This is a genomic window from Sulfitobacter sp. 1A13353, from assembly GCF_043557255.1.
Taxonomy (GTDB): domain Bacteria; phylum Pseudomonadota; class Alphaproteobacteria; order Rhodobacterales; family Rhodobacteraceae; genus Sulfitobacter; species Sulfitobacter faviae.
This window is the reverse complement of record NZ_JBIFFS010000002.1, coordinates 644,113-657,557: the sequence shown is the minus strand read 5'-3', so window position 1 is coordinate 657,557 and position 13,445 is coordinate 644,113. Positions and strand designations below refer to the sequence as shown.

Below are 13,445 nucleotides of genomic sequence, written 5' to 3'. Positions count from 1 at the left end.
GGGCGTGAAAAATGGGGGAGACGGAAACGGGGGAGGAGGGGGCGCCCCCGGGAGAGCATCGCTCAGCCCGGGGGCGCCCGAGAGGTCGCTTAGTCGTCGACCCGCACGGTGAACTCTACCCGGGCGAAGCCGCCGGGAAGGATGCTGCCATGCGTGCTCGATACGTTGGTCGAGGTGACGGTGGCCGTGCTGGTGCCCGGGAACAGGCTTTCAGGGCAGGCGCCGCCACAGTCCGTGATCGCGGTATAGGCCGGGGCCGCGTCCGTGATGATCACATTGTCCGCCGCAGAGGCACCTGTGTTCTCGGCTTCGACCATGTAGCGGATGCACTGGCCGGGCTCGACATCAAGACGCGTCTTGGTGAAGGTGCCCACGGTGCCATCGCAGCCCGCGTCGATGTACTGATACTTGCTCAGTGTGACATCGCCCGAGATGATGACCACGCGGTCTTCGACGGCGTTGTTGGTCTGGTCGATATCGGTCCCGACACCGTTCAACGTGTTGTTGATGGTGATGGTGCCGACTTCGGACACACCTTGGGTGGCTGTCGAAGGCGTTTGCACACGGTAGATCAGCGAGATGCTGTCGCCCGGGGCAAGTCCGTTCACACCCGGCGAGACGCCGTCGGTCAGGTCATTGAAGTTGTCGATCACCGGTTCGGACGGATCGATCACACCGTTGCCGTTCTGATCCCAGAAGATCGCGCCGGAGAAGTTGGTCAGACCCGATTGCGTGATCGACGCCTCCGTGATGGCCACGTTCCCTTCGTTCGAGATGGTGTGGAGGATGTCCACGATACCACCCGGCGAAGCCTGCGCGCTTTGGTCCTCGATGATCTTCACGTCATAGATTTCATTGACCGTGACTTGGTTGACGATCCGGTCACCTTGACCCGAGACGGAAGAGACGACCGCGACGTCGACCAGCGTGTCACCCGGCAGAGCGCCATCGGCTGGCGTGATCACGGCGCGGATGGCCTGCGATGCGCCTGCGGGGATGGTGCCGGTGTTCGACACGATCGAGCCGTCGGGCAGCTGGAACTCAACCGTCCAGCCTGCGGGCAGGGCCTGATCCAGCGACAGGTTGAAGCTGTCCGAGGTGGGGCCGTTGTTTTCGACCAGCATCTCAAAGACAACCGGTGCGCCCGGGTCTGTCGACTGGGTGACCCATGGGTTGCCACCGTTCGTCGGTGCCGCGCCATCGCCTTCGGAGCCGATCACGGCGTTCTCAAGATCGACCGAAGCCGCAAGAACCGCGCCGGTGAATTCGGCGGTCGACACATCGCTGACGCCGGAGTTGTCCGAGGTCGTTGTGATGACGGCGGTGTAGTTGGTGGTGGCTGTCGGTGCGACATCGGTTGGCAATGTGGCGATCAAGGTCACCTTGGCGCTGTCACCGATACCCAGGGGTCCGACAGAGCCGACCACCGGTGTAATGCCGTCGGCGCCCACAAAGCGGAAGGTGGTGCCAGCCGGGAAGTCGCCATTGGTCACGTCGAGGGTCAGGCTGTCCGGGCTGTTGGAGAGGTTGGTCAGCACGAATTCCTGACGGATCGTGCCGCCCTGATAGACATCGCCGGATTCCGTGACGACATCGTTGTTGGCCGCGTCATCGTCGGTGGTCGAGGCAATCGCCGGGTTGGCCGTGCCGTTGGAGTTGATCGCCGTATCAGCAACCGCAACCGCATATTGGTTGTCGACGGTGACAGAGGCGGTGTTCGATGGCGGGAAGGCCACGCCGTCAACGTCCTGGGTCGCCACGTTGGTAATGATGCCCGCGTTGGCGGTATCCGCGATCACGGCACGGAAGGTCACCTCACCCGAGCGGCCAGAACCGACAGAGGAGATCAGGAAGTTGACGTTCTGCGCGTCGTCATAGTCCCAAGCGATGGTCTCGCCAGAGCCGTTTGTCGTGTCGACCACAGTGGAGCCGTTGTTATCGTCCAGCGGTGTGGCGGAGTCAGACCAACGGGCCGAGCCGGGCACATAGGTCAGGCGGCCATCAAGCACGTCCTGCACAGAGTAGTTGTTGGCCGCGGCCAGACCGGTGCTGGAGTAGGTCAGCGTGATCGTTACCGTATCGCCTGCGTCGATGATATTGGGGTTGCCGCCCGAAGCCGGGTCCGCGGTCATCGATTTGACCAACTCGACAATCGCGTCGTTGGAGATTGTCAGCGTGTCTGTGTTGGTGCTCAGCACGGTGCCGTCGAGGGTCGAGGCCGCCGTCACGGTGATCGTGTCGGAACCGGTGGCCGTGGAGGCGACGGAGGCTTCGATCACGATGCCGAATTGCTCACCGGGGGCGAGGGTCGGTGTCTCGGTCAGCGGGGTGGCGCTATCGGCCACGCCGTCCATGTTGGCGTCGGGGTAGAAGACCAGCTGCGAGGTGTCGAGCGTGCCGCTGTTGGTCTCAAACGCGGTCAGTGCGAAGGCATCCGGGCCGTTACCATCGTTGGTGATGATGTGCGGCAGGAACGCCTTACCGCCGGGGGCGATGGTTTCGGTGTTGTCGGAGGTCAGGGTGACGCCGGCAACTTGCTGAACGACTGTCTCAACGGTGTTGGAGGTTACCGTGATCGTGTCGCCCGCGGCGTTGGTATAGGTCGCCACGGCTTGGTTGCCGATGACAGAGCCCGCTTCGGGCGCCGCGAAAGCGACAGTGCCGATCACGGCGGTCAGAGCAACGGCGCTTACGGAGCGCAGGAAGGTTGTTTGGTGTTTCACGTTAATATTCCCTAGTTCTATAGTAGTTGGAGAGAGAGTGGAGAGAGAGGCGCCGGGATTAGTTCAGGCGCACGCGGTAGCTGTTGAAGGCGGAATCGCCTGCTTCGAGCGGTTCGGAGAGGGTCCAGCGCACGGCGGCGACAGCCTCTTCAGGGAGCGGCTCTTCGGTCATGTTGCCATCGGCATCGACGACCTTGCGGATGGCGGGAACGGTGGACCATTCCAGCCCTTCCTGTTCGGGGTCCATCTCGGCCTGGACTTCAAAGACCGCGGCGACAGAGGTCACTTCGGCACCCAATGTGATAGAGACGCCCTCGGGGACCGGTGCGGCGATGACGAGACCTTCCATGGCGCCGTCGGTCATGTTCTGGTGACGCAGCTCATAAGAGATGACCTCGCCCGGGCGGACCGTCTCACGCTCAACGAGGACTTCTTCGCCCTCGGCGTTGGTTTCCACCACGCGGAAGGAGAATTCGCTCGTGAGCGCGTCGGCGGCAGCCGCGAAACCCGCGATCGACAAAGCCGTACTCGCGATGAGTGTCTTGGATAATTGGGAGATATGGATACGCATCTAGTAGTTCCCTTGTTGGCCGGTGAAGAGCCGGCGATTGCAATGAACGGACACGCTCATTGCGTTGTCCTGTTCTCATCTTCGGGGAACCGGATACCGATATCATCTGAGCGAACGGTTAACTCGCTGAGCCTGTGGTCAGGCGCTTAGCCGAAAGGATAGGTGGCCCTATCAGGTCGCGCCGCGGCCTATCATTTGGCGCGGAAATGGGGCCGGGCGCGGGCTCCGCAGATGGTTAATTTTGCTGGGAAAAATGGGGCTTCCGAATCTTTGATTCGTCCCGGGCCGCTATAGGCCGAACGCAAAAACGCCCGCACGAGGCGGGCGATTATGGTTTACGCTCAGGGGGAAATCGGGGGCGCTACAGCGCACGCCCTGGGCCGATGCCGGGGGTGGTTCAGGGGTGTGAAACGGGCCTCAAACGAAGCCCGCGTCGCGCGCAATGATTGCCGCATCGGTACGATTCTTTGCGTCCAGTTTTCGGCAAAGTGTTTTGACATGCAGTTTGATCGTCACTTCCTGCAGATCGAGGTCGCGGGCGATCTCTTTGTTAGACTGCGCGTTCATCAATCCGCGCAGCACCTGGCGCTCCCGCTCGGACAGGGATTTCTCGAAATCCGTCTCTTCGGGATTGTCCTTGCCCGACATGAAGGTGACCGGGGCATAGGTCTCTCCCGCCGCCATGAAACGCACCGCGTTGACCAGTGACTTGGCGGGCAGCGTCTTGGGCAGAAAGCCGATCGCCCCCATTTCGAGCGCCTGTTCGGCAATGAGCCGAGTGGCGGTGCCGGAGATCAGCCCGACCGGGCGACCCTCATTGATATCAAGAACGGTTTGCAGACCCTGCAAGCCCTTCATGCCGGGCATCGTATAATCCAGCAGCACCAGATCGTAGGGCGGCTCTGATTTGATCTTGTCCAGCGCTCCGGCCAGATCGCTCGCCGCTTCGGTGACGGTGGCCCCATCGGCATCAAGAAACATGGCGATGGTCTCTCGGACCATGTCGTGATCATCGGCAATTAAAATACGCAAAGACATAATAGATCTCCTGAAGCCAAAATGGCCGGCGTTCTCTAATTGGTAGAGTGTGCCCGTTTCAAAAGAAAGATGAAAGCCCAAGGGGAAAGGGGGGCAAAGGCATGCGCCGCTATCCTTTGGTATGGCAATGCGGGCCGCGCGGGGACAGGCGCACCTATCCTTTGGTATAGGGGGGATGCGCTTCTGCGCCTTCGCGCCTGTCATTCGGGCAGGGTATGGTTAGGTCACAACGCCAGATAAGGAAATTTGACATGACCTTTCAGTACCTCAGCAAGACCATCACCGCGGCTGCCCTCTCTTTGGGCCTTGCGTCGGCGGTTGCCGCCCAAGACGAAGAGGCCGTGCTCGAAGTGACGCTGGCCGAGGAAACCCATAGCTTCACCCTCTCAGATCTCAAATCCATGCCTGTCTCTAGCTTTGAGACGACGACGATCTGGACCGATGGCACGCAGGCATTCGAAGGCGTGTCGCTGAAAGACCTCTTCGAGACGCTGAACGTCGAAGAGGGCACCATCACCGCGACGGCGATCAATGACTATGCGGTGGAAATCCCGATGTCCGACGCCGTCGAAGATGGGCCGATCATCGCCTACCATACCAATGGCGAGGAGATGTCGCGCCGGGACAAGGGGCCGCTTTGGGTGGTCTACCCCTATGACAGCGACATCGCCTATCAGACGGAACTGGTCTACAGCCGGTCGATCTGGCAGCTTGACCGAATTAGTGTCGAGTAACTGACAATGGCGCAGAGGGCTTGGATGAACGACGCAGGAAAATTCGGGCCCGCGCGCGCAAGAAGCCGACAGGTCTTGATGCTTATCCTCGTGCTGGGGATGAGCATCGCCGCCTATCTGGCCTATAACGTCTGGGACCGGATTCAGGCGCTCGACAGCGCGCAGCAAGACCACGCTGAATGGGTCTTCACGCAGATCGAGATCGAATTCCTGAAGACTGACCGCGCCTTGACTGAGGCGAAATCCGCCACGCCAGAGGCGCTGGATGAGTTCCGCAAACGATTCGACATCTTCTATAGCCGCGTTCTGTTGGCCGAACGGGTGCGCAACAACGCAAAGGCCAAACCGAAGATTCGTGAGTTACGGGCCCTGCTGGACGGGTTCCTGCCTGCGATTGACGGGTCCGACGCCGAACTGATCGCGGCATTGGACGATATCGACGCCATGTTGCGCAGCATCGAAGACGTGCCCCGCGAGATTGCCCTCGCCTCCATCGCCATTGCCAGCGAGCTGTCCCAAAACGAACGCCATGAGATCGTGCGGCTGATCGAGGTGATGGCGGCGATCGTCTTGATCGTCACCCTTGCCTTGGTCGGGGCGGTTTATCGCCTCTCGCGGCAGGCCAGCCGGTTGAATCGCACATCGCAACTGGTCGAAGAAAACCACCTGCGCCTTGCGACCACCCTTCAGGCATCGCTCGACGCCATCGTCGTCATCAATGAGCGGGGGGAGATCGAAGATTTCAACGGCTCCGCCGAAGAGATCTTTGGCATCACCCATGAGGCGGCGAAGGGCAGGGACTATATCAGCCTGTTGATCCCCCCGGCTGACCGCAGGATGCACCGCGAGAGGCTTGAGAGGTTCCGCATCACTGGCGAGACGGAGGTCGCCGACAAGGGCCGCCGCGAGTTTGAGATGATCGACCACGCCGGGCGCATTTTCCCGGTTGAGATGTCCGTGTCGCAATCGCCCATGGGGCAGGGGTCGCTCTTTATCGCCTATATTCGGGACATCACCGAAAAGCGCCTCCGCGAGGCCGAGATCATCGCCGCGCGGGATGAAGCACTTGACGCCTATCAGGAAAAGTCGCGTTTCTTCGCCATGATGAGCCACGAAATGCGCACGCCGCTCAATGGTGTGATCTCGGCTTTGCAACTGCTGCAAGATGACCGGCTTGATGATGAGCAAAAGCGCTATCTCGATGCGGCGATGACCTCGGGCGAGATTTTGTTGGGCCATATCAATGACGTGCTGGCCATTGAGCGCAGTGAGGCGGGAACCTATGAACAGGTGCGTCAGACCTGTGACATGACCGTGCTGATGGCGGGAATTATCAACACGATGGACCCTCTGGCCGAGGCCGGGGGCACCCGGCTGCATCTTGATCTGACCCAGCTAGACGACAAGGCCATCGTTACGGACCCGCGGGCGATCCAGCAGATTTTGGTCAACCTTTTAAGCAACGCGATCAAGTTCAGCCCCGGCGGCGATGTGACCCTGCGCGGGTGGTTCGCCAAACCCGCGGGCGAGGGAGAAGCGTTCCACCTGCAGGTCGAAGATGACGGCTCCGGCATTCCGGCGGGGGATATCGACCGTATTTTCGAAGATTTTGTCTCGCTCGACAGCCGCTATGAGCGCCGCACTGGGGGCACCGGTCTGGGGCTCGGGATCGTGCGCCGTCTGGTCAAACGTCTGGGGGGTGAGATCACCTGCGAGTCGACCGTGGGCGAGGGGACATGTTTCACCCTGCGCCTGCCGGTAGAGCTTGCCGATCTGGCCGAGATCGACAGCGATGCGGCGCCCGACCCGCAAAAGCGCGCCGAACCCGCGGCGGCTCAGCGGCTCAACCTTCTGCTGGTGGACGACAATGAGATCAACCGCGAGCTGATCAAGGCGATGCTTGAGAAGATTGGCCATGACGTCACCCTCGCCACCGGCGGGCGCGAGGCGATCGAACTGGCCGGAGATGCGCCCTTCGATGCGATCCTCATGGATATCTCCATGCCCGAGGTGAATGGCATTCAGGCGACCAAGGCGATTCTCTCCGGCGAGGGCCCCAACCGCGAAACACCGATCATCGCCGTGACCGCCCATGCGATGCCGAAAGAACGGGCGGAGTTCAGCGCCGTCGGGATGTCGGGGTTCATGCAAAAGCCGTTGGATATGAAGGTACTACGCGCCAAGCTGCGCGAGCTTTCGGGGCGCGCGGTCATGCCGGAGCAGGCTCTGCCTGAGCGTTTGGCCAGCGCCCAGTCATCGGTACAGGCGAAATCCGCGAAACGGCCCCTATTGAACGAACAACAAATCGCGGATCTGCTCGACCTGCTGGGCGCGGAGAAATTGCGCGAGCGGGTGGAAAAGCTCGACCAACAAGTCGCGACCGATCTGCCTGACCTGATGGCAGCCGATGCTCTGCCTGACCTACAGGCCCGCGCCCATGCCATGGCCGGGATGTGCGGCATGCTCGGCGCCGACCGGCTGCACGGGCTGCTCAAAGAGATCGAGACCGCCTGCAAGACCGACAAGGGCGAAGAGGCCCGCGCGCTGGCTGAGGCTTTGCCCGCCACCTGCGACGCGACGCTGGCGGCGATGAAGGCGCAGCTTGACCTCTGACAAATCTGCTTGGGCGGGGCGGCGGAAACCTATCCTTAAGATTAGTCCGATTATACCCCCGCCCAGATGCAACGATCCGATGCGCGACCTATAGTTAGTTATGCCCGCCGATAGACGGGTCTGCACGAAGGCGTCATTGACCAGACCAATGACCGCGTCCCAAGCTGGCAACCGGTTCATTTCGACCGTTTCGCCTGAAAATATGCTTCACGACGCGGGCCTTCTCGGGAGCTGCTGCCCGTTCCCCTACCCCAGGGAGCGGCTCCCTGATAGATTTGCAGCGATGCGCCCCACCGGTTTTCCCCGTCCCTCCCCTCGGGGGGAAGGCCGGGGGCGCATTTGGCGATCTGGCCAGAGCTGTTTCACCTATCCGTAAGTATATCGCGCTATCCGCAGCGGCATCTGCTTTGACCGGACGCACCTTCGCTTTGAGACCGACAATTCGCGATAAATGTCCGGTAGATATTTGTTCGTATTCTCGCTGGGGGCCTCGTTGCGCGGGCTCTCCGGTTCGGACCGAAAGGTGAATTGTGAAACGTCTCTCTAACCGAAAAGCGCTGCGCGGTGTCTCCCTCGCCGTTTGCGCCGCGCTTGCCGTCTCCTCCTTTCCCGCGGATGCCGGGGATTTCTCGATCGATTGGTCCACTTTCGATTGGCCCGCAGGCTTTGCCGGGCCTTTGCTGCGGACTCTGTCGGACCAATATGGTTTCGAGATCGACACAACGGTCGAGATCACCGGCAATCTGCGCCCCTATAGCGCTGACGCGCAGGGCAATCCGATCTTCACCCCCGACGATGTGAACATTCTGGGCGGCGGTGTCGATTCGCTTGTCATCGTGGGCGATGCCGCGCCGAATGCGGGGCGGCGTGGCGATGACCGGATCACCGCCAGCGTATCGGCCAGTTCCGGCGGCGTCGCGTTCCAGGTCGACAATCTCACCGTCGACATCCTCGATGTGGATCCCACCGACACCCACAGCACCGGGGACCGCTGCGATTTCGTGACGGCCTTCGGCGATAACGGCAACCCAAGCATCACGACACTGGGTCCGGCGCCCACCGTCGTGGTCGGCCCGGGGCCGGGATCGGGGGACACCGGCCTGCTGAACGGGAACGAGGCGCAATGTCTGTTCATCGACGGCAGCGCCTTCCTCTCTCCCGGGTCGGGCGATGATACCAACGGCTCGATCCGGCTGAGCTACCCCAATGCGACCTCACGGATTGAGCTTTGGTACGACGAAAGTATTGGCGAGGTCCGCAGCTACTACAATCCGGTGACCCTGCCCTATGATGCAGGGGCGCGGGGGATCGGTATCTTCGCCGATGTGAACTTTACCACCGAACAGACAATCAGCCTTGCACGGTTTACCAGCCCGCTCTCCGCGCTTCAGGGCACGACGGTCACCTTTATCTATGAGGTGACCAACACAGGGGAGCTGCCCTTCAACCCGAACCAAGACGTGGTGATCGAAGACAGTCTTGTCGGCACGGTCACTTGCCCGGCCATCACCGCACCTGTGGCCCCGGGCGGCAAGGTGACCTGTACGGCGGAATATACCGTGACGGCGGCGGATGCCCTTTCAGGCGCGGTCGACAGCACCGCCACGGCGGGGATCGGTGCGATCGGCACGCCTTTCGTGTCGCGCCTGCAGTCCAATCCGCAAAACGCCAGCATCGTCGCCAATGTCCTGTCCACCGACAACGGCCCCCAAACCTGTACGCCGCGGTCGGTTTTCGCGCAGCCGCGCACGCAGCTGGCCGGGGCGGGCAGCGCGGCGGCGCTGACGACCTCGGACATCTTCGTCTTTGATAATGTCACCACCGACATCAATGGCAACGATCTGGATGTCGTGTTTCAAGCGACCCAGATCAGCAACGCCACTGCGGTCAATATCGACGGCTCGCTCGAAGCGCGGATGACACCCGCTGACAACGGCTTCGTCACCTACCGTTTGCGCCTGGTCGAAGACGGCAGCGCCACCCCCTCGAACCCCCAAGGGCGGGCGGTCGAGCAAAGCCGTATCAACGGCGTGATCGTTCAGCAGACGGATGTGGACAGCCGTGGGACATCGGATGACAGTTCGGATGTGGTCGGCCCGCTGCTCGCGCCCGATGGCATTTCCTATTTCCACACCGCCCCGCTCGCCGGTTTTCCCGCCGGGGGGCAGGCGATCACGATGGACCCCGCCAAGGTGGGTGACCCGACCAATTGGACGGAAGAGCCGAACGAGACCGGCTTTGACAACTATGCCACCTATGAATACGGCACTTTCACCGAGGGGGAGTTCATCCACGGTTATACCGGTTCTTCGCTGAATGACGCGAACCGCGGCTCGTCGATCCGGCTTTGCGCGGTGGCGAATACCTCGGCCAGCGTGGTGGCGGGCGATGATGACTATACCGCGACGCCGCTCAACAGCCTGCTTGGCGGCACGGCGGGAGAGGTCATGTCCAACGACACGATCAACGGCTTGCCTGCCGCCTTCCCCACCGCGACGCTTGCGGTGCTGACCGAAGCCGTACCCCAGAACAGCGGTGATCCGGTGCCCGTGCTGGAAACCCAAGGCGCCGATGCGGGCCGGGTGATCGTCCCGCCGGGGGTGCCCTCTGGCACCTATCTGATCGACTATGAGCTTTGCGACAGCATTGACCCCATGCAATGCGACCGGGCGCAGGTCACGGTCGCGGTCTTTGATGGGCTCGGGGTCGACTTTGGCGATGCGCCGATCTCTTACCTGACCGCCTCGCATGGGGTCAGCGATACGCCGCAGGTCTATCTTGGCGATGTGCCGCCCGATATCGAACTGGTGGCCCAGTCCGATGCCTCGGCCACGGCGGACGACCTGTTGGACAGCGATGACGAAGACGCGGTGGTCTTTCCGGTGATGACCCAAGGGATGATCAGCACGCTCAACATTCCGGTCAAAGGGGCGGGCTACCTTCAGGCGTGGATCGACTTTAATGGCGACGGGGTCTTCGAAGGGTCTTTTGGTGAGAACATCGCCCGCGACCTGCGTGACGATGGCACAGGCTTTGACGATGTGGCAGGCGACGGCGTGATCCAGATCGACGTGACCGTGCCCAGCGATGCCACCACCTCCACCACCTTCGCGCGGTTCCGCTATTCCTCTGAGGCCGGGCTGCCGGTGGCGAGCTTTGCCGTCGATGGCGAAATTGAAGACTACTCCCTCATCATCGCGGCTGCCGATCTGGTGGACCGGGGCGACGCGCCTGCCAGCTATGGTGAGCCGCGCCATATCATCGTGCCAGACATCTACCTTGGCGGTGGCCTCCCCGATTCCGAGACCGAGAGCATGTTCAGCGCCAATGCCGATGGTGACGACCTCGACGGGATCGACGACGAAGATTCCGTGGCCGAGTTCCCGGTGCTTGAGGCGGGCAGCATCGTGCCGCTGACCATTCAGACCCATGAGACCCTCAGCGCGCAACTGGCCCTCGGCCTGCCGGTGACCGAAGGCATCACTAATCTTCAGCTCTGGATCGACTTCAACCAGAACAATGTCTTCGACCCGACCGAACAGGTGGCCATCAACTTTCGCGACGGCGGCTTGGGCGATACGGATGGCGCGTTCAACAACCAGATCAGCCTGAACATTCCCGTGCCGGTCGATGTGGGCAATGGCACCACCTATGCCCGCATCCGCTGGTCGACCTCCAGCGCCCTGACCCAAGATCCCTTCAGCGGTCTGAACTTCGATGGGGAAGTTGAGGATTACCTCGTGACTCTCGTCAATCTGTTGCCACAGGGCCGGATCGGCGGGACGCTTTATGAGGATGCCGACAGTTCCGGCAGCCGCGACGGGGCCGAAGCCACGCTGCCTGCGGGCATCACCGTGACGCTTTTCGACGATGCTGGCACGCCCGCCGACCGGGCCGATGATACGCAGGTGGCGGTGACCGAAACCGATGCGGCGGGGGCCTATTCCTTCAGCAACCTCGACCCGGCCCGCGCCTATCTGGTCGAAGTGGATGAGGCCGACCCTGAGATACCGGCGGGCCTCACCCTGACCACTGGAAACCGGATCGCGAGCCTTGCCGTCGATGCGGGCAGCGGCAGCCCGGTGAGTTCTGATTTCGGTTTCGAAACACTGCCGACTGAGGCCGATCTGGCCCTGACCCAAACCATCTTACGCGCGGCGGACGCCAGCCCCGCGACAGAGGCCACGGTGGGGGAGGCGCTCGACGTCGTGCTGACGGTGACCAACACCGGCCCCGGCAGCCCCTCGGATGTGCGGGTGCTCGATCTCATCCCCGATGGCTTCGCCTATGTCTCGGACGATGCGGCGGCGCAGGGCGATAGCTATGATGCTTCGACCGGTCTTTGGCTGCTTGGCGACGTGCCCTCGGGCAGCAGCCGCAGCCTGACCATCCGCGTCACGATGCAGAGCGAAGGCGCCACGGAAAATCAGGCAGAGATCATCGGCGCGTCGCTTCCTGACCCCGACAGCGACCCCGGCACCGGCGCGTTGGTGGATGACCTCGGCGATGGGCTGGCCGATGATGACGAGGCGCTCGCCCGCGTGGCCCGGCGCGCCAACGGTCCGGTGCTTTCTGGCGTGGTGTTCTTTGACATCGGCGCGGGGGCCGACGCCTATGACGGGGCCCAGCAGGCAGGCGAGGCGGGCACGGACCGCGCCGTGGTCGAGATTTTGGACGCGGGCGGCGCTTTGTTGGTCACGCCCGATCTGGCGGCGGACGGCACATGGCGCGCGGCCTTGCCTGAGGGGTATAGCGGCGCTGTCACCGTGGTGGCCCAGCCCGGCGCGGGGCTGCTCAACGTGTCCGAGGGCGGCGCGGCTTTGCCCGGTGTGGTGAACGGCGATCCCCATGACGGGCGTTTCACCTTCACCCCCGCAGCGGGCACGGCCTACGCCGGGCTCGACTTCGGCCTCATCGAAGCAGCGCGGCTGAACCAATCGCAGGACAAGACGATCCGGGCCGGGCAGGTCTTGGCGCTGCGGCATGAGTATATCGCCTCGGCCCCGGGAAGCGTGACGTTCAGCGTCGCCGCCGAAGCCTCGGCCCCCGAAGGGGCCTTCTCGACCGCGCTTTACGAGGATACGGATTGCGACGGCACGCCGGACCAAGCGATTACCGGGCCGTTGCCCACCAATGCGGGCGGGCTGATCTGTGTCCTTGCACGGGTCACCGCTTCGGGCGCGGCAACGCAGGGATCGACCTATCGCTTCGATCTGGTCGCCGACACCAGCTATGGCTCCAGCGGCCTCGCCCAGCGAAACGTCAACACCGACCGGTTGGTGGTTGAGGCGGCGCAGGGCACGTTGAAACTGACCAAAACCGTCCGCAACGTGACGCGCGGCACACCCGAAGGGGTCAGCAACGGCGCCGCTGCCGGGGATGTGTTGGAATACCGCATCTATGTCGAAACCGTGGGCACCGTGCCCGCGCGCGACATCGTCGTTTACGACAAGACACCGCCCTACACGGCTCTGGCCGCGGCGGTGCCCAGCCCGGTTACCCTGGCCGATGGGGTGACCTGCACCTTGGACGCGCCATTGGCAAATGCGCCGGGCTATGACGGGGCGCTGCGCTGGTCCTGTACGGGGGCGCTGCAACCCGGCGCACAGGGCTTCGTCTCCTTCGAGGTCAGCATCCAATAGCCACAGCCGGGGCCGCTTCACAGGCGGTCCCGTCACCGCTCGAACCCATGATCCGATGAACTGACCTGTTGCATCCCCGTCCGCAGCGGCATAACAGGCAATAGTTTACTAAAAGAATCGGATT

6 protein-coding genes are annotated in these 13,445 nt (G+C 62.5%); 3 read left to right on the top strand and 3 right to left on the bottom strand.

Annotation, left to right across the window (positions count from 1 at the left end; all coding sequences use genetic code 11):
• Positions 1 to 89: 89 nt before the first annotated feature.
• The 3 genes from ACGYLO_RS06940 to ACGYLO_RS06930 form a co-directional block, all read right to left on the bottom strand.
• Positions 90 to 2,723, bottom strand: a complete 2,634-nt coding sequence (locus tag ACGYLO_RS06940; RefSeq protein WP_271688265.1) for an NEW3 domain-containing protein — start codon at positions 2,721 to 2,723, stop codon at positions 90 to 92.
• A 58-nt stretch (positions 2,724 to 2,781) separates the two neighbouring features.
• On the bottom strand, positions 2,782 to 3,294 hold the full coding sequence (locus tag ACGYLO_RS06935; RefSeq protein WP_271688264.1) for a hypothetical protein: 513 nt from the start codon (positions 3,292 to 3,294) through the stop codon (positions 2,782 to 2,784).
• Between the two features lie 417 nt (positions 3,295 to 3,711).
• Positions 3,712 to 4,332, bottom strand: a complete 621-nt coding sequence (locus ACGYLO_RS06930) for a response regulator transcription factor (RefSeq protein ID WP_067267389.1) — start codon at positions 4,330 to 4,332, stop codon at positions 3,712 to 3,714.
• Positions 4,333 to 4,583: 251 nt separating this feature from the next.
• On the opposite strand from ACGYLO_RS06930, the gene ACGYLO_RS06925 reads away from it, so the two are divergent.
• The 3 genes from ACGYLO_RS06925 (at position 4,584) to ACGYLO_RS06915 (ending at position 13,321) form a co-directional block, all read left to right on the top strand.
• Positions 4,584 to 5,066, top strand: a complete 483-nt coding sequence (locus ACGYLO_RS06925) for a molybdopterin-dependent oxidoreductase (protein WP_209218349.1) — start codon at positions 4,584 to 4,586, stop codon at positions 5,064 to 5,066.
• Positions 5,067 to 5,144: 78 nt separating this feature from the next.
• Positions 5,145 to 7,679 carry an ATP-binding protein gene (locus ACGYLO_RS06920; protein WP_271689999.1) on the top strand — a complete coding sequence of 845 codons (2,535 nt, stop codon included), beginning with the start codon at positions 5,145 to 5,147 and terminating at the stop codon, positions 7,677 to 7,679.
• A gap of 530 nt (positions 7,680 to 8,209) precedes the next feature.
• Positions 8,210 to 13,321, top strand: coding sequence for a GEVED domain-containing protein (locus ACGYLO_RS06915; RefSeq protein ID WP_271688263.1), 5,112 nt, complete (start codon positions 8,210 to 8,212; stop codon positions 13,319 to 13,321).
• The last annotated feature ends 124 nt before the right edge of the window (positions 13,322 to 13,445 follow it).